This window comes from Citrobacter sp. CK188 (assembly GCF_030333525.1).
GTDB classification, from domain to species: Bacteria; Pseudomonadota; Gammaproteobacteria; order Enterobacterales; family Enterobacteriaceae; genus Citrobacter_B; species Citrobacter_B koseri.
In genome coordinates this window covers 1-18790 of sequence record NZ_JAOWFU010000033.1, presented here as the reverse complement: position 1 = coordinate 18790, position 18790 = coordinate 1, and the positions used below count along the sequence as shown (strand labels likewise).

Here is an 18790-nt window from a genome sequence, read left to right as displayed (position 1 = left end):
GAAATAGCCGCATATTCTACCCGTTATCCTCTGACACGCCAAACCACTGATGATACCAACGAGGTAAAATTTGCTCCCGTAAACCTCGTATGCGCCAGCCTTGCGGGGAAAAATCCACCGAAATTTGCCCCTGATGCGGGGTATCCAGCCACTGATAACCTTGTTGTTGATAGCGCTGTTGTACCTTCCAGGAAGGCAGATGCCAGGCGTTGTAGCGCGATGCCGACGCCAGCGCGGCCAGGCCCTCAACCCGTTGAATTAACGCTAATGACGACGATGTATTACTGCCATGATGCGGAACCTGAATGATTGTCGCCTGCAAATGCCGCCAATAACGACTTAGCATTTTTTGTTCAGCCGGAGATTCAATATCGCCCGTCAGCAAAATACTCTGCTTTCCGTCATCCACTTTAACCACGCAGGAATGGTTGTTGCCCTTTTCCCTGTTTCCTTTAATCGGCCAGTGTGCGCTGAAGGATAGCCCCTGCCACGTCCACTGCTCCGCACGAAAGCACGGCAGATGGCCCTTCCAGCCTAATGGACTTCGTATCCAGAGCGAAGGCCACGCCTTCTGTAATGATGACAGGCCACCCCGATGATCCAGATGTTCATGGCTCAGGATAATCCCCTCAGGTTCCAGATTGTGCCAGCGTAGCCAGGGAATGATGAGCTGCTGTGCGCTATCGCCATCCGGCCAGGCGCGTCCCGTATCATAAAGTATCGCTTTCCCGTTATGCGCAATAACCATCGCCAGCCCCTGTCCGACATCCAGCATATGAACCTGCCACGCCTCCGTGCGCGGCGTACGCCATAACGGCCAGCTCAACAGCAACACGCCAGACAAACAGATCACCGGGTAAGTTCGCCAGGCATTCAATCGCCACGCCATAAGCGTTAACCAGGGAGCCAAAGACAAGTATTGCCAGCGATAATCAATATTAATCCACCCTTCCGGCAGACTTTTCAGCGCCCGGAACAACACGTCCAGAGAGGCGTCAGCCAGCGCCCAGAGGCCTTCTTCAGCCATCAGCGGCCCGGTCAAATGGCCGATCATTCCCGCCAGTATCAGTGGTACAGAGATAAATGTAACCAAAGGAACAGCAAACAGATTCGCCAGCAAAGAGGTCACACTTACGCCATGAAAAAGCGCTATTTGCACAGGTAAGAGCAGAAGCGTAATGCCCAACTGTAAGTGAACGAGGTCCAACACGACTTTCCCTGCCCGAGGCAACGCCCAGGCTGGTACAGGAAACCACTGATACCAGAAAATAAGCGCAGCGACGGCAAAGGCCGAAAGCCACAGACTTTGCGACAGAACGGCAATCGGATCGGCAATCACTATTGCCGCCAGACAGCAGAACCAGACTTCCCAACCGCTCCATTGCCGACCGCTCAGCTTCAGTAATCCCCACGCTGCCAGCGCCACAACCGTACGCAACCCGGGGGGTTGTAACCCCGTGAGCCAGGCGTAAAACGTCGCGCACACAATCCCTCCCACTAACGGCGTTTGCCAGTGAATCCACCGGGCGGGAAGTAAAAATTGCGCGCCACGAATCAATCCTCCGGCCAGCAGTGCGGCAAAGGCGATATGCAACCCTGAAATGGCCATCAGGTGCGCCGTACCAGTATCGCGCATAATATTTTTGACCTCTTGCGATACTGATAAACGCTCGCCCATGCCTAATGCCAGGATAACCTGCTGCCAGGAGTAGTGCGCCAGCGTGGTATTGAGGGAAGCAAGATAACGCGCGCGTAAACTACATGACGATTCGATGACCGTCGCATGCAGAAACCGGCCGCTCAGAGGCTGATGTTGCGTGAGCGCATAACGCTGGCTATCAAATCCCCCCTCATTAAGCTGACCATGCACGGCACGGACTTTTAGTTTCATCGCCCAACGTTGACCTGCACACACCTCGCCGGGCAAATATTGTCCATAAAGAACAACGCCCACCGAGGGAAACAGGCGTTTCCCCTGTACATGGGTAATTTGCCCGTAATGTGTGGTGGCATGATCGGTCGCCGTAATTTGCACCACGGTTTCTTGTGTTGCGCCAGGCAAGGTATTACCCGGCCAGACAGCTTGCTTTGCAGCAAGTATTCCCCAGAGAAAAAACAGCAGGGTCAAGCTGGCGTACTGCGTATATTTATATGGAACAAAGGACAGCGCGCAGGCAAAACAAAATATGCCAATGAGACACAACGAACCGGGAAGTACAGGTAAGAGTATTAGCGGAAGAATTCCGCATAATGCACACACGCTGACCGTTGTTATTTTCATAGACGCCTCCCTGTTACAGGAAGTGTGCAGATTTAGCTAACGTTTGTCTGGCGACAATTTGTGGTTATTCGGCGTAAATTCCGTGGTTTTCGCGTTGGGAATGCAAGATGCACATAAAAATGCGAGAGGCTTTCCAGTTACGCCTACGAGAAAGCATCTGTAGATCTGATGAGTGTAGCGCCATCAGGCGCTGCTTTGTGCCAGATGGCGACGCAAAGCGTCTTATCCGGCCTACGGAGTCACGGGAGCATACCTGTAGGCCTGATAAGCGTAGCGCCATCAGGCGCTGCTTTATGCCGGATGGCGACGCAAAGCGTCTTATCCGGCCTACGGAGTCACAGGTACATATCTGTAGGCCTGATAAGCGTAGCGCCATCAGGCGTAGGTTTATGCCAGATGGTGGCGTTAAAGTCTCTTTTCCTGTCGGAATACAGAAATGAAAAAAGCACCTTTCAGGTGCTTTTTTCTGGATCAAGTTTTTCGTTAAAACTTAACCGTAAATATTGGCGCGATCGCGCAGTTCTTTACCCGGCTTAAAGTGCGGAACATACTTTCCTTCCAGTTCTACTTTATCGCCAGTCTTCGGGTTACGTCCGGTACGAGGTGCGCGGTAGTGCAAAGAAAAGCTGCCGAAACCGCGGATTTCAATACGCTCGCCCTGCGCAAGAGTCGAGGCCATATGTTCCAGCATCTCTTTTACTGCATCTTCAACCGCTTTCGCGGGAATGTGAGATTGCTGGGTTGCAAGTCTTTCAATCAATTCTGACTTGGTCATGATTCCTCCGGTTCCTGTAAGCAAATTGGCTGCTGCTGTTATTGCATTGATTAAGGGCGGCCGCAGCCGCCCTTAGTGCTTGATTACAGGACGAATCTTGTAATCTGTCAAGTAAACTCATCAAACTTCGGGATAAAACACCCGAAGTTTCAGAGAATTACTCGCCTTTAGCTGCTTTGAAAGCTTCAGCCATTGCGTTGTTGGAGAAGTTTGCATCTTCCTGTTTGTTAACAGTTGCGATTGCATCTTTCTCGTCAGCTTCGTCTTTCGCACGAACAGACAGGCTGATTGCGCGGTTTTTACGATCAACGCCGGTGAATTTAGCTTCAACTTCGTCGCCAACGCTCAGAACCAGAGTCGCATCTTCAACGCGGTCACGGGATGCTTCAGAAGCACGCAGGTAACCTTCAACGCCGTCAGCCAGTTCTACGGTTGCGCCTTTAGCGTCAACAGCAGTAACTTTACCGGTTACGATAGCGCCTTTCTTGTTCAGAGCAACCCAGTTGTTGAACGGATCTTCTGCGAGCTGTTTAACGCCCAGGGAGATACGCTCACGCTCTGCGTCAACTTGCAGAACAACTGCTGCGATTTCGTCGCCTTTTTTGTATTCACGAACTGCTTCTTCGCCTGCAACGTTCCAGGAGATGTCAGACAGGTGAACCAGGCCGTCGATGCCGCCGTCCAGGCCGATGAAGATACCGAAGTCAGTGATAGACTTGATTTTACCTTCAACACGGTCGCCCTTGTTGTGGGTTTCCGCAAACTGCTGCCACGGGTTGGATTTGCACTGTTTCAGACCCAGGGAGATACGACGACGTTCTTCGTCGATATCCAGAACCATAACTTCCACTACATCGCCAACGTTAACAACTTTGGACGGGTGGATGTTTTTGTTGGTCCAATCCATTTCGGAAACGTGAACCAGGCCTTCAACGCCTTCTTCGATTTCAACGAAGCAGCCGTAGTCGGTCAGGTTGGTCACGCGACCAGTCAGTTTGGTACCTTCTGGATAACGCTTAGCGATAGCTACCCACGGATCTTCGCCCAGCTGTTTCAGGCCCAGAGATACACGAGTACGCTCGCGGTCGAACTTCAGCACTTTAACAGTGATTTCGTCGCCAACGTTTACGATTTCGCTCGGATGCTTAACGCGTTTCCATGCCATGTCGGTGATGTGCAGCAGGCCGTCAACGCCACCCAGATCAACGAATGCACCGTAGTCAGTGAGGTTCTTGACGATACCTTTAACTTCCATGCCTTCTTGCAGGTTTTCCAGCAGCTGATCGCGTTCTGCGCTGTTTTCGGATTCGATAACGGCACGACGGGAAACCACAACGTTGTTGCGCTTCTGATCCAGCTTGATGACTTTGAATTCAAGCTCTTTGCCTTCCAGGTGCAGCGTGTCGCGCACCGGACGAACGTCTACCAGGGAACCTGGCAGGAACGCACGAATACCGTTCAGCTCAACAGTGAAGCCGCCCTTAACTTTGCCGTTGATAACACCGGTAACAGTTTCAGCATCTTCGTAAGCTTTTTCCAGCGTGATCCAGGCTTCGTGACGTTTCGCTTTTTCACGGGACAGCAGGGTTTCGCCGAAGCCGTCTTCTACTGCATCCAGAGCAACGTCAACTTCGTCGCCAACCTGGATTTCCAGTTCGCCCTGGGCGTTTTTGAACTGCTCAGCCGGAATGGCGGATTCAGATTTCAGACCAGCGTCAACCAGTACGATATCTTTATCAATAGCAACAACAACGCCGCGAACGATGGAACCCGGGCGGGTTTCGATTTCTTTTAAGGACTCTTCAAAGAGTTGAGCAAAAGATTCAGTCATGTTTAATCTTCAGGTTTCATATTTAACGTCCACCTGGCTCCATGCCGGATGGGGTTGTTTCACATACCCACTGTCAATCCATTGCAGCGGGGGTACTACAAATTCGGTCGCACTTAAGCGAGTGCCAGTTTTTGGCGCGCGTATTGTAACGCTTTTTCAATCACTTGCTCAATGCTTAATCGGGTAGAATCCAGAACTAAAGCATCGGCAGCAGGAACCAGCGGCGCGACAGCGCGATTACGATCGCGGTCGTCACGTTCCTTTATCTCGGCCAAAAGGCGTTCAAAGTTAACACTAAAGCCCTTCTCCTGCAACTGTAGCATACGGCGGTGAGCACGTTCTTCAGAAGACGCATCCAGGAAAATTTTTACTGGCGCATCAGGGAATACCACCGTTCCCATGTCGCGGCCATCGGCAATCAACCCTGGCGCATCGCGAAACGCACGCTGGCGGCGCAAAAGCGCTTCGCGCACGCGCGGGAACGCAGCGACCTGAGATGCCGCGTTCGCGACTTCTTGCGTGCGGATTTCCCCGCTCACATCTTCCCCTTCCAGAATGACTTCCAGATTGCCATTGGTTGAGACAAAACGAACATCCAGATGAGACGCAAGCGGTACAAGAGCGTCTTCAGAGGTGACATCAACATGATGATGTAAGGCCGCCAGCGCCAGTACACGATAAATCGCGCCCGAGTCCAGCAGATGCCATTGCAATGCTTCCGCCATTGCCTTGCACAAGGTGCCTTTACCTGCACCGCTTGGGCCATCAATGGTAATTACCGGGGCAATTGCCGTCATCTTTTTCTCCTTAAACAGGCATACCGTTAACGTGAACGCCGCGCATTATACGCGCCAACGCTCACAATCGTTATCTTTGTATGCAAAAACCCATTTTGTCTGTCATCAGATGAGGAAGATTTGCGCAATTATAGCGGGCTGGCGAAGAGCCAGCCCAAAAGATGACAATGTTTTACTTTTATCAGGCAGGCGTACTAATACGCGCCAGTTGTTCGAAGTAATCCGGGAAGGTTTTAGCGGTACATTTCGGATCGAGAATCGTCACTGGCGTATCCGACAACGCGACCAGCGAGAAACACATCGCCATACGGTGATCGTTATAGGTGCCGATTTCGGCGAACTGCAACTGAGCCGGTGGCGTGATACGAATGAAATCATGCCCCTCTTCCACTTCAGCGCCGACTTTACGCAGTTCCGTCGCCATCGCAAACAGGCGGTCAGTCTCTTTCACACGCCAGTTATAGATATTACGCAGCGTGGTGGTGCCTTTAGCAAACAACGCCGCCGTGGCGATGGTCATCGCCGCATCCGGGATATGGTTCATGTCCATATCCACAGCGTTCAGTTCACCGCGCGTACAGGCAATGAAGTCATCGCCCCAGGTGATGGTGGCGCCCATCTTCTCCAGTACGTCGGCAAAGCGGATATCGCCCTGCATACTGTTGCGGCCAATCCCCGTCACTTTTACCGTTCCGCCTTTAATGGCGCCAGCGGCAAGGAAATAAGAAGCGGATGACGCGTCGCCTTCCACCAGATATTGACCCGGTGAACGATACTGCTGCACCCCTTTCACCACAAAACGCTGGTAATTCTGGTTCTCAACCTCAACGCCGAATGTTTTCATCAGGTTCAGCGTGATGTCGATATACGGTTTGGACACCAGATCGCCTTTAATTGCGATCGTCGTATCCTGCGGCGCAAGCGGCGCGGTCATCAGCAGCGCGGTGAGGAACTGACTGGAGACGCTGCCATCAACCTCAACGTGACCGCCGCTAAAACCGCCGCGCAGACGCAGAGGCGGATAGTTTTCCTGCTCCAGATAATCAATCTTCGCACCGCCCTGACGCAGCGCATCGACCAGATGACCGATCGGGCGCTCTTTCATGCGAGGCTCACCGGTCAGCACGATATCATTTGCCCCCAGGCACAGCGCGGCGGCAAGCGGACGCATCGCCGTTCCCGCATTGCCCAGGAACAGTTCCAGCGCGCCTTCGGCATGTAATACGCCGCCCTGCCCGGTAATTTCACAGCGGGTACGGTCGGCGGAAAGGGTATAACTGACCCCCAACGCACTCAGCGCGTTCAGCATATGGCGAACATCATCGCTGTCCAGCAGGTTTGTCAGAACAGTGGTGCCGCTTGCTAATGCCGCCAGTAACAAAGCGCGATTCGAAACACTCTTGGAGCCAGGCAGATTGATGGTGCCATCGACCCGCGCGATGGGTTGTAACGTCAGGGATTCCATGAAACTCAACTCTCAAAAACAGAAATAAAAACCCCACAGGCTGGCTGTGGGGATGAAAAAAGAAAACGAATTAGCCGTGGCGACGCTCGAAATCGACCATGAAATCCGTCAACGCCTTCACGCCTTCAAGCGGCATTGCGTTATAGATAGAGGCGCGCATTCCGCCCACCACGCGATGACCTTTCAGCGCATGCAGACCCGCAGCGAAAGATTCCTCCAGGAAGACTTTATCAAGCGCGCTGTCCGCTAGCTGGAAAGGCACGTTCATACGTGAACGATTCGATTTCGCCACATCGTTACGGTAGAAATCACTGTTATCAATCACGCCATACAGCAGTTCCGCTTTTTGCTGATTGATTTTGTTCATCGCCGCAACGCCGCCCTGCGCTTTCAGCCATTTGAACACCAGGCCAGAAAGATACCAGGCAAAGGTCGGCGGGGTATTGAACATCGAGTCGTTGTCGTTCAGCACGGTGTAATCAAGGATAGACGGGCAAGCGATGTTCGCTTTACCTAACAGATCTTCACGCACGATCACAATTGTCAGCCCCGCCGGGCCGATGTTTTTCTGCGCCCCGGCGTAGATCACGCCATAACGCGACACATCCAGCGGCGCGGAAAGAATTGTGGATGAGAAATCCGCAGCCACAACGACATCCGAACCAAAATTCGGCGTTTCATCAATTGCGATGCCGTCGATAGTCTCGTTCGGGCAATAATGAACGTAAGCGGCGTTATCAGAAAGCTGCCACTCGCTCATCGGTTTGACCGCACGCAGACCGTCAACCGTGACTTTGGCGTCAATCACGTTTGGCGAACAGTATTTTTTCGCTTCTTTGATGGCGCTGGCCGCCCAGTAACCGGCATCAACGTAATCCGCCGACGTTTTATCGCCCAGAATATTTAACGGAATTGCCGCAAACTGCCCACGGCCGCCGCCGTGGCAGAACAATACTTTGTAGTTGGAGGGGATGCTGAGGAGATCGCGAAAATCCTGTTCCGCTTCCTCTGCGACCTGGATAAATTCTTTGCCGCGGTGGCTAATTTCCATTACTGACGTACCAAGACCGTGCCAGTCACGCAGATCCTGTTGAGCCAGTTTAAGCACTTCCGCCGGTAGCATTGCCGGACCTGAACTAAAATTGAAGACCTGAGCCATTTCCCCTCACCACGTTGCGTTATTATCCCCTCAATACCCGGACGTCTGCGCAAGGCAGGACGACGGATATTGGGTATAAGTTATTCCTGTGGATATCGGTTTTATCATTCAGTGACACGCGCCGCAATGGGTAAAACTCATCAGGCCAAAAATGCGCGCTACGTCACACAACAGAATCTATCGGATTGACGACATAAAACCGATAGATTCGCTGTCAGGTAGCCCGTTTTACCCGGCTGGCCTTCGACCATTCTGGATTTGCGCCGCGCGGGCGTCATTGACGATCCCCGGCATTCACAGGAACGACGCTACTACGCACTTTTATTTACGCTGCCGGGGCGGCGGCGATAGCGCCGTCAACATAAAACCCGTATCATTGCGCGCTTTCCGTACGACAAAAGTGATTTTCATGACGCAAACATTTATCCCCGGCAAAGACGCCGCCCTGGAAGATTCCATCGCTCGCTTCCAGCAAAAACTGCTCGACCTCGGTTTTCATATTGAAGAGGCCTCCTGGCTGAATCCGGTGCCTAACGTCTGGTCTGTGCATATTCGCGACAAAGAGTGCGCGTTGTGCTTTACCAACGGCAAAGGCGCAACCAAAAAAGCCGCGCTGGCTTCCGCGCTGGGTGAATATTTTGAGCGTCTGTCCACCAACTATTTCTTCGCCGATTTCTGGCTGGGTGAAACCATCGCCAATGGCCCGTTCGTGCATTATCCGAATGAAAAATGGTTCCCGCTAACCGATGACGACGCCCTGCCGGAAGGGTTACTGGATGACCGTCTGCGCGCGTTCTACGACCCGGAAAACGAGCTGGCCGGAAGCATGCTTATCGATCTGCAATCCGGTAACGAAGATCGCGGTATCTGCGGCCTGCCGTTTACCCGCCAGTCTGATAATCACACCGTGTATATTCCGATGAACATTATCGGCAACCTGTACGTTTCCAACGGGATGTCGGCCGGTAACACCCGCAACGAAGCGCGCGTGCAGGGTTTGTCTGAAGTGTTCGAACGTCATGTTAAAAACCACATCATCGCCGAAAGCATTAGCCTGCCGGAAATTCCAGCCGATGTGCTGGCACGCTACCCGGCAGTGGTAGAGGCCATCGCTAAGCTGGAGGCGGAAGGTTTCCCAATCTTCGCTTATGACGGCTCGCTGGGCGGTCAGTATCCGGTTATCTGCGTCGTCCTGTTCAACCCGGCCAACGGCACCTGCTTCGCCTCCTTCGGCGCGCATCCTGATTTCGGCGTTGCGCTGGAGCGTACCGTCACCGAGCTGTTGCAGGGCCGTGGACTGAAAGATCTTGATGTCTTTACCCCGCCAACGTTCGACGACGAAGAAGTGGCTGAACATACTAACCTTGAGACGCACTTCATTGACTCCAGCGGTTTGATCTCCTGGGATCTGTTCAAGCAGGATGCCGACTATCCGTTTGCTGACTGGAGTTTCTCCGGCACCACGGAAGAAGAGTTCGCCACGCTGATGGCAATCTTCAATGCGGAAGATAAAGAGGTCTATATTGCCGACTATGAGCACCTCGGCGTTTATGCCTGCCGCATTATTGTACCGGGCATGTCTGATATTTATCCGGCAGAAGATCTGTGGCTCGCCAACAACAGCATGGGAAGCCATCTGCGCGAAACCCTCCTTGCCCTGCCGGGCAGCGCATGGGAGAAAGAGGCTTACCTCAATCTGATTGAACAATTAGATGAAGAAGGCTTTGATGACTTTACCCGCGTGCGCGAGTTACTTGGCCTGGCGACAGGCCCGGATAATGGCTGGTATACCCTGCGCATCGGTGAGCTTAAAGCCATGCTGGCGCTGGCTGGCGGCGATCTGGAGCAGGCGCTGATCTGGACAGAGTGGACGATGGAATTCAACGCCTCCATCTTTAGCGCTGAACGTGCGAACTACTACCGCTGTCTGCAAACGCTGCTGCTTCTGGCGCAGGAAGAAGACCGCGAACCGCTGCAATACCTGAATGCTTTCGTTCGGATGTATGGCGCCGAAGCTGTTGAAGCGGCCAGCGCGGCACTGAGCGGCGAAGCGGCATTTTATGGGCTGCAAGCGGTTGATAGCGATCTGCATGCTTTCGCATCACATCAGTCTCTGCTGAAAGCCTATGAGAAATTGCAGCGCGCCAAGGCCGCTCACTGGTCAAAATAGAAGCGAATAACCTACTGTAGGTAGGTTTAAACAATCGACTGAGCTATATTACGGGGCGCTTTATGCGCCCTGTTTTTTTATTTTTTTGGCAAACGAAAATAAATGTAATAACAAGGTTAAATATTGGTAGTTGATATTACAGATATTAATGTGCTGGTGTTACTTTATTTGCCAATTACTCCATTTTAATTAACTGCCACCGGGGAGGCTCAGCGAAAAATTCAACTCACTTTATAATTTTTAAAATTTATTTTTATTTGGATAATCAAATATTTACACCGCAATCGCGTAAAAACCACGCATCTTGCGGGCCTATAAGCCAGGCGAGATATGATCTATATCAAATTCTCATCTATAATGCTTTGTTAGTATCTCGTCGCCGACTTAATAAAGAGAGAGTTAGTGTGAAAGCTGACAACCCTTTTGATCTATTACTCCCTGCTGCAATGGCCAAAGTGGCCGAAGAGGCAGGTGTCTATAAAGCAACGAAACATCCGCTGAAGACTTTCTATCTGGCGATTACCGCGGGTGTGTTCATTTCCATTGCCTTTGTTTTCTATATCACCGCCACAACCGGTACAGGCACAATGCCTTTTGGTATGGCGAAACTGGTTGGAGGCATCTGCTTCTCGCTGGGGCTGATTCTCTGTGTTATCTGCGGCGCAGATCTTTTCACATCAACAGTGCTGATTGTTGTCGCGAAAGCGAGCGGCCGAATCACATGGGGCCAACTGGCAAAAAACTGGCTCAACGTTTATTTTGGTAACCTGATCGGTTGTCTGCTCTTTGTGTTGTTGATGTGGCTTTCCGGCGAGTATATGACCGCCAACGGCGGATGGGGGCTTAACGTCCTGCAAACCGCCGACCACAAGATGCATCATACTTTTATTGAAGCTGTCTGCCTGGGTATCCTGGCTAACCTGATGGTTTGCCTGGCCGTGTGGATGAGCTACTCGGGTCGTAGCCTGATGGACAAAGCGTTTATCATGGTATTGCCCGTCGCCATGTTTGTTGCCAGCGGTTTTGAGCACAGCATCGCAAACATGTTTATGATTCCGATGGGGATTGTAATCCGTGACTTCGCCACACCGGAATTCTGGGCCGCAGTGGGCTCCAGTCCGGAAAGTTTTTCTCACCTGACCGTGATGAATTTCATCACCGATAACCTGATTCCGGTCACAATCGGTAACATTATCGGCGGCGGTTTATTGGTCGGGTTGACATACTGGGTCATTTACCTGCGTGGCGACGATCATCATTGCTGATGAGCGTTATACGCAGTAAATAAAAAATCCACTTAAGAAGGTAGGTGTTACATGTCCGAGCTTAATGAAAAGTTAGCCACAGCCTGGGAAGGTTTTACCAAAGGTGACTGGCAGAATGAAGTAAACGTCCGTGACTTCATTCAGAAAAACTACACTCCGTACGAGGGTGATGAGTCCTTCCTGGCTGGCGCGACGAATGCGACCACTGCACTGTGGGACAGCGTAATGGAAGGCGTTAAACAGGAAAACCGCACTCACGCGCCTGTTGACTTTGACACCTCCGTTGCTTCTACCATCACTTCTCACGACGCTGGCTACATCAATAAAGCGCTTGAGAAAATCGTTGGTCTGCAAACTGAAGCTCCGCTGAAACGTGCGATCATCCCGTTCGGTGGTATCAAAATGGTTGAAGGTTCCTGCAAAGCGTACAATCGCGAGCTGGACCCAATGCTGAAAAAAATCTTCACCGAATACCGCAAAACCCACAACCAGGGCGTATTCGATGTTTATACCAAAGACATTCTGAACTGCCGTAAATCCGGTGTTCTGACTGGTCTGCCGGATGCGTATGGCCGTGGCCGTATCATCGGTGACTACCGTCGCGTTGCGCTGTACGGTATCGACTTCCTGCTGAAAGACAAATACGCCCAGTTCGTCTCTTTGCAGTCTGACCTGGAAAACGGCGTAAACCTGGAAGCGACTATCCGTCTGCGTGAAGAAATTGCTGAACAGCACCGCGCGCTGGGTCAGATCAAAGAGATGGCGGCTAAATATGGCTGCGATATCTCTGGTCCGGCTACCAACGCTCAGGAAGCTATCCAGTGGACCTACTTCGGCTACCTGGCCGCTGTTAAGTCTCAGAACGGCGCAGCAATGTCCTTCGGTCGCGTATCCACCTTCCTGGATGCGTACATCGAACGTGATATCAAAGCAGGCAAAATCACCGAACAAGACGCACAGGAAATGATTGACCACCTGGTCATGAAACTGCGTATGGTTCGCTTCCTGCGTACGCCGGAATACGATGAACTGTTCTCTGGCGACCCGATTTGGGCAACTGAATCTATCGGCGGTATGGGCGTTGACGGCCGTACTCTGGTCACCAAAAACAGCTTCCGCTTCCTGAACACCCTGTACACCATGGGTCCGTCTCCTGAGCCGAACATCACCGTTCTGTGGTCTGAAAAACTGCCGCTGAACTTCAAGAAATTCGCCGCTAAAGTGTCCATCGACACCTCTTCTCTGCAATACGAGAACGATGACCTGATGCGCCCAGACTTCAACAACGATGACTACGCTATCGCTTGCTGCGTAAGCCCGATGGTTGTTGGTAAACAAATGCAGTTCTTCGGTGCGCGTGCAAACCTGGCGAAAACCATGCTGTACGCAATCAACGGCGGCGTTGATGAAAAACTGAAAATGCAGGTTGGTCCTAAATCTGAACCGATCAAAGGCGACGTTCTGAACTTCGACGAAGTGATGGACCGCATGGATCACTTCATGGACTGGCTGGCTAAACAGTATGTCACCGCGCTGAACGTGATCCACTACATGCACGACAAGTACAGCTACGAAGCCTCTCTGATGGCGCTGCACGACCGTGACGTTATCCGCACCATGGCGTGTGGTATCGCAGGTCTGTCCGTTGCTGCTGACTCCCTGTCTGCAATCAAATATGCGAAAGTTAAACCGATTCGTGACGAAGACGGCCTGGCTGTAGACTTCGAAATCGAAGGCGAATACCCGCAGTTTGGTAACAACGACTCTCGCGTTGATGACATGGCGGTTGACCTGGTAGAACGTTTCATGAAGAAAATTCAGAAACTGACCACTTACCGTGGCGCTATCCCGACTCAGTCTGTTCTGACCATCACTTCTAACGTTGTGTATGGTAAGAAAACCGGTAACACCCCAGACGGTCGTCGTGCTGGCGCGCCGTTCGGACCAGGTGCTAACCCAATGCACGGCCGTGACCAGAAAGGTGCTGTTGCCTCTCTGACCTCCGTTGCAAAACTGCCGTTTGCTTACGCTAAAGATGGTATCTCTTACACCTTCTCTATCGTTCCGAACGCTCTGGGTAAAGACGACGAAGTACGTAAAACCAACCTGGCGGGTCTGATGGATGGTTACTTCCACCACGAAGCGTCCATCGAAGGTGGTCAGCACCTGAACGTGAACGTGATGAACCGTGAAATGCTGCTGGACGCGATGGAACACCCGGAAAAATATCCGCAGCTGACCATCCGTGTATCAGGTTACGCAGTACGTTTTAACTCCCTGACTAAAGAACAACAGCAGGACGTTATTACTCGTACCTTCACTCAGACCATGTAATTGGGTTTTGACTGAAATCGTACTGTAAAAAGCGTACAATAAAGGCTCCACGTAAGTGGGGCCTTTTTAACAACTAAGTCTCTTTCGCCAGCTATCTATACTCAATGGATGACTGCCAAAACAGACTCGACACAGTTAATAACTGTGCACTAACACGGCCCCGGATGGGCCACATCTGGAGAAACACCGCAATGTCAGTTATTGGTCGCATTCACTCCTTTGAATCCTGTGGCACCGTTGACGGCCCGGGCATCCGCTTTATTACGTTCTTCCAGGGCTGTCTGATGCGCTGCCTGTATTGCCATAACCGCGACACCTGGGATACGCATGGCGGCAAAGAAGTTACCGTTGAAGATCTGATGAAAGAGGTCGTCACCTACCGCCACTTTATGAACGCATCCGGCGGCGGCGTAACGGCTTCCGGCGGCGAAGCGATCTTACAGGCTGAGTTTGTTCGCGACTGGTTCCGCGCCTGTAAGAAAGAAAGCATCCATACCTGTCTTGATACCAACGGCTTTGTTCGCCGCTACGATCCGGTCATCGATGAACTGCTGGAAGTCACCGACCTGGTGATGCTTGACCTGAAGCAGATGAATGACGAGATTCATCAGAATCTGGTTGGCGTATCCAACCATCGCACGCTGGAGTTCGCCAAATACATCTCCGCAAAGGGCATTAAGACCTGGATTCGCTACGTTGTGGTGCCGGGCTGGTCTGACGATGACGACTCAGCACACCGTCTGGGCGAATTCACCCGCGATATGGGCAACGTTGAAAAAATCGAACTGCTGCCCTATCACGAGTTAGGCAAACACAAATGGGTCGCAATGGGCGAAGAATACAAGCTTGATGGCGTTAAACCGCCGAAGAAAGAAACCATGGAGCGCGTAAAAGGTATTCTTGAGCAGTACGGTCATAAAGTGATGTACTGAGTTATTTTATCGGTATCGCCGGATGGCGACGCGAAAGCGTCTTATCCGGCCTACAGACTTCATACCTGATCATATAAATTAAACGTGCGCCACAGGGGTCGGTGTATGTCCTGCGTTGCGCAGCAGCATGAGCAAATAAACAAACGAGACGCTGGCAATCATAATAAACAACAGATTATCAGAGTAATTCTGCATCAGCATCGCGGTAAATGACGGCCCCAGCAGGCTGCCTACGGTATAGCTGAGCAGCAACGCCTGGTTCATCGCCACAAGCTGATGACGTTCTACCTTTTCACAAGCCCAGGCCATCGCGACGGGATAGAGCGTAAAACCTGCCGCCCCCAGAATGAATAAGGCGGGCGCCATCGCAGCCTGAGTCAGCATGGCAATACTGCCGAGGATCACCACAAAGACCTGTACACGCAGCACCAGAAGACGACCAAACTTATCGGCCAGACGACCAATCGGCCATTGGCCTAAAATACCGGCGCTCACCAGCACGGCCATCCAGAAACCGATGCTCGCATTGCTAATCCCCTGATGATTAAGGTACAGCGGCATCAGGCCATACAGCGATCCCAGTACAATCCCGGAAATAATGCACCCGTTTACACCTAACCGCGCCTGACGCAGTCTCAGCATTGACGTAATCGGCGTCGTATCGTGTTCTTCCGACTGCTGGTTCAGGATACGGGTAAAGAGCAGCGGCAGAATGCCCGCCAGAATCATGCCGGTTACCCACGGCAGAACGCTCATTAATTCTGTCGAAACTTTACTGACCAGCAGTTGCCCCAAAAACGTTCCCACGTAATAGACCATCATGTACGCAGCCAGCAACCGCCCACGATTACGGGATGTTCCGCTGCACATCAAAGCGCTTTCCACCACGACCCAAATCATGGCGCAGCCCACGCCGGCAACAAAGCGCCAGGCCAGCCAGCTCCAGAAACCAATCATCATGCCCAGCCCTACGCAACCCGCCGCAAAAATGAGCGAGGCAATATAGTAACTGCGGTTAAAGCCCAGGCGCTTGATTAAATACCCGGTAAGCAACGTCCCAACCAGATTCCCGGTAAAGTAGGACGAACTGACCATACCGACCTGCCAGGTTGCCAGGCTTTCCTGGGCAAGCCACAAGGGGACGAGCGTGTTTAATACTGCGATCGCCAGAGTCAACAAAAGCAGGCCGCACAGCAAAAGCATGACGGGCCGGGTATAGATGGACATGGATAAAAACCGTGAGGAAGTTCAAATTTCATGCGCATCATGCCACCAACAAAAACATTGTCAATCTACCCGAATCGCGGCATCACGCGCTTTCCCGCCCTTCGATTTGAAATACTGATTCATGGCATGAAAGAGCAGCGTCCGATAAACATCATGTTATTGTTTTAATTGACCTAAAACAAAACTGCCGCGTTTCGTTCAGTCGAAAAATTTCATGGTTCCTGCAACATCATTTTTCCGGTCTATGCTTTTGGGGAAGACAACACACCGGAATGGCTTTTGATGTAACGCTAACTCTCATCAGGAGAAGATAATGACTAAGCCTTACGTTCGTCTCGATAAAAATGATGCTGCGGTTCTTTTAGTTGATCACCAGGCGGGGCTGCTGTCTCTTGTACGAGACATCGATCCTGACAAATTCAAAAATAACGTTCTCGCACTTGGCGATTTAGCCAAATACTTCAACCTCCCCACCATCCTTACCACCAGTTTCGAAACGGGACCAAACGGGCCGTTGGTGCCGGAATTGAAAGCACAGTTCCCCGATGCCCCCTACATTGCACGCCCCGGAAACATCAACGCGTGGGACAATGAAGATTTCGTGAAAGCCGTTAAGGCGACAGGTAAGAAGCAGCTCATCATTGCGGGGGTTGTCACGGAAGTGTGCGTGGCCTTCCCCGCCCTCTCTGCGATTGAAGAAGGGTTCGATGTGTTTGTCGTGACCGATGCATCAGGCACCTTTAATGAAATTACCCGTCACTCCGCCTGGGATCGCATGTCGCAGGCTGGCGCGCAATTAATGACATGGTTTGGCGTGGCGTGTGAGTTACACCGCGACTGGCGTAATGATATCGAAGGTCTGGCGACGCTGTTCTCTAATCACATTCCTGATTATCGCAATCTGATGACCAGCTACGACACGTTAACTAAGCAGAAGTAAAAGACCAGGGACATATTGTCTGATGGCGCTTCGCTTATCAGGCCTACACGATCCGTAGGCCTGATAAGGCGCGAGCCGCCATCCGGCATATTATGGATTAACTCGCCACCGCCATTCCCACGGTCATATGGAGCCCGTAGAATACGCCGCGACCAATCAGTTCCCCCACCAGCAGCAGGATAAACGCCACCGACAGCAGCGGAACCGCAGGTTGATAACCTTTCAACTGCGGCACAATCCAGCAGCACAGTGCCACGACCAGCACCACAATACGCCAGGCCATCAGCGAACCATAATCCGGTACGAGCGCAGAAGCCTGCTGGATGGAGCTATGAATCGTCGCCAGCTCCGCTCCCTGCATCACTGACATAATGGCGCTGACCACCAGTGCGAGAACCGAAATTACGGGCAGCAGACGCATCGCCCAGCCATCGACGCCCGCAATACGCAGCAGCAGATAACCCAGCAGCGGCCCCCCCATAAACAGCGTCAGGAAGAAGCCCAGCGGCGTCCAGATGCTGTACCAGGTCGGTACGGTATCAATGCTGTTATACACGCGCACCATCATCCAGACAAAGATAACGCCCAGCACGATCGTCACAACCAGCCAGAGATTACGCAGCGCCGGAGAGAGCTTTTTCAGCACCGCCAGTAACCAGCCGATCCCGCCGACGGCAAAAAAGAGCGAGCCGCTGGCAATTTCATTACTCAATGCCGACGAGCCCACGCGGTTCAGCGAATTGAAGGCGCGCATTGGCGACCCCAGATGCAGCATAGACGCGATGAAGCCAATTCCCATTAGCACCCACAGAGCAAACATGCCGGTCAGCACTCGCTGTTGAGATTCGGTACGCAACTCGCCTTTCATCAGCGCCAGAGCCAGAACGATAAAACCGCCGACCACGCACTGACCAAAAACCGTGAAGATCATCAGCGGCCATTCATGCCATCCACTTCCCATCTTACACCTCCTTCGGATTTGCCAGATAACCCGTGGTATCCCCGGTCGGGCGGCTGTTGGCGTTGGGTTTAATCACAATGTTCGGTCTGGTGAAGTGCGCGCCCGGCAGCGGCGCAACGGCCGCCAGCGTGCCATGTTTCTTCCGCAGCTCTTCTATCGGGCCAAAGTCCAGCGCGCGCAGCGGGCAGGACTCGACGCAGATCGGCTTTTTGCCGTCGGCAACGCGGTCATGACAGCCGTCGCATTTGGTCATGTGGCCTTTGGCGGCGTTGTACTGCGGCGCACCGTACGGGCAGGCCATATGGCAGTAGCGACAGCCGATGCAGACATCCTCATCCACCACCACAAAACCGTCCTCGCGTTTGTGCATCGCGCCGCTCGGGCACACTTTCGTGCAGGCCGGGTCTTCGCAGTGGTTGCAGGAGATGGAAAGATAGTAGGCAAAGACATTCTGGTGCCAGACGCCGTTATCCTCCTGCCAGTCGCCGCCCGCATATTCATAGATGCGGCGGAAGCTGACGTCCGGGGTTAAATCTTTGTAGTCTTTGCAGGCCAGTTCGCAGGTTTTGCAACCGGTGCAACGACTGGAGTCAATAAAAAATCCATATTGGGTTGTCATCGGTTACTCCTTATACCTTCTCAACCTGAACGAG

Annotated in this window: 14 protein-coding genes; 5 read left to right on the top strand and 9 right to left on the bottom strand. The window is 52.3% G+C overall.

The window, feature by feature from the left end; translation table 11 throughout:
• Positions 1-16: 16 nt before the first annotated feature.
• The 6 genes from OGV67_RS11630 to serC all read right to left on the bottom strand — a co-directional run bounded on the left by OGV67_RS11630 (position 17) and on the right by serC (position 8308).
• The gene (locus OGV67_RS11630; protein ID WP_115614894.1) at positions 17-2281 is read right to left on the bottom strand and encodes a ComEC family protein; all 2265 of its coding nucleotides are present in this window, start codon (positions 2279-2281) and stop codon (positions 17-19) included.
• 490 nt (positions 2282-2771) lie between these two features.
• Complete coding sequence (ihfB, locus tag OGV67_RS11625; protein ID WP_000167332.1) at positions 2772-3056, bottom strand: integration host factor subunit beta; 285 nt, start codon at positions 3054-3056, stop codon at positions 2772-2774.
• A 157-nt stretch (positions 3057-3213) separates the two neighbouring features.
• On the bottom strand, positions 3214-4887 hold the full coding sequence (rpsA, locus tag OGV67_RS11620; RefSeq protein ID WP_012133016.1) for a 30S ribosomal protein S1: 1674 nt from the start codon (positions 4885-4887) through the stop codon (positions 3214-3216).
• Positions 4888-5000: 113 nt separating this feature from the next.
• The gene (cmk, locus tag OGV67_RS11615) at positions 5001-5684 is read right to left on the bottom strand and encodes a (d)CMP kinase (RefSeq protein ID WP_012133018.1); all 684 of its coding nucleotides are present in this window, start codon (positions 5682-5684) and stop codon (positions 5001-5003) included.
• A gap of 181 nt (positions 5685-5865) precedes the next feature.
• A complete protein-coding gene (aroA, locus tag OGV67_RS11610) occupies positions 5866-7149 on the bottom strand; it encodes a 3-phosphoshikimate 1-carboxyvinyltransferase (protein WP_115614895.1) in 1284 nt (427 codons plus the stop codon).
• Between the two features lie 70 nt (positions 7150-7219).
• Positions 7220-8308: a 3-phosphoserine/phosphohydroxythreonine transaminase gene (gene serC / locus OGV67_RS11605; RefSeq protein WP_012133020.1), complete on the bottom strand. Its 1089-nt coding sequence runs from the start codon at positions 8306-8308 to the stop codon at positions 7220-7222.
• A 409-nt stretch (positions 8309-8717) separates the two neighbouring features.
• On the opposite strand from serC, the gene ycaO reads away from it, so the two are divergent.
• The 4 genes from ycaO to pflA all read left to right on the top strand — a co-directional run bounded on the left by ycaO (position 8718) and on the right by pflA (position 15009).
• A complete protein-coding gene (gene ycaO / locus OGV67_RS11600) occupies positions 8718-10478 on the top strand; it encodes a 30S ribosomal protein S12 methylthiotransferase accessory factor YcaO (protein WP_115615341.1) in 1761 nt (586 codons plus the stop codon).
• A gap of 404 nt (positions 10479-10882) precedes the next feature.
• Positions 10883-11743, top strand: coding sequence for a formate transporter FocA (gene focA / locus OGV67_RS11595; protein WP_024130478.1), 861 nt, complete (start codon positions 10883-10885; stop codon positions 11741-11743).
• Positions 11744-11794: 51 nt separating this feature from the next.
• A complete protein-coding gene (gene pflB, locus OGV67_RS11590; RefSeq protein ID WP_110494424.1) occupies positions 11795-14077 on the top strand; it encodes a formate C-acetyltransferase in 2283 nt (760 codons plus the stop codon).
• Between the two features lie 191 nt (positions 14078-14268).
• On the top strand, positions 14269-15009 hold the full coding sequence (gene pflA, locus OGV67_RS11585) for a pyruvate formate lyase 1-activating protein (RefSeq protein WP_024130479.1): 741 nt from the start codon (positions 14269-14271) through the stop codon (positions 15007-15009).
• 78 nt (positions 15010-15087) lie between these two features.
• On the opposite strand, the gene OGV67_RS11580 is transcribed toward pflA, so the two are convergent.
• Positions 15088-16236 carry an MFS transporter gene (locus tag OGV67_RS11580; protein ID WP_110494425.1) on the bottom strand — a complete coding sequence of 383 codons (1149 nt, stop codon included), beginning with the start codon at positions 16234-16236 and terminating at the stop codon, positions 15088-15090.
• A 313-nt stretch (positions 16237-16549) separates the two neighbouring features.
• Between OGV67_RS11580 and ycaC the strand changes: the two genes are divergently transcribed.
• Positions 16550-17176: an isochorismate family cysteine hydrolase YcaC gene (ycaC, locus tag OGV67_RS11575; protein ID WP_012133028.1), complete on the top strand. Its 627-nt coding sequence runs from the start codon at positions 16550-16552 to the stop codon at positions 17174-17176.
• Positions 17177-17273: 97 nt separating this feature from the next.
• Here the strand turns inward: ycaC and OGV67_RS11570 are convergent, their stop codons facing one another.
• Both OGV67_RS11570 and dmsB read right to left on the bottom strand, forming a co-directional pair.
• Positions 17274-18137 (bottom strand): dimethyl sulfoxide reductase anchor subunit family protein, encoded by an 864-nt coding sequence (locus OGV67_RS11570; RefSeq protein WP_104868844.1) that lies wholly within the window; start codon positions 18135-18137, stop codon positions 17274-17276.
• A gap of 1 nt (position 18138) precedes the next feature.
• Positions 18139-18756: a dimethylsulfoxide reductase iron-sulfur subunit DmsB gene (gene dmsB, locus OGV67_RS11565; RefSeq protein WP_012132456.1), complete on the bottom strand. Its 618-nt coding sequence runs from the start codon at positions 18754-18756 to the stop codon at positions 18139-18141.
• Positions 18757-18790: the final 34 nt, after the last annotated feature.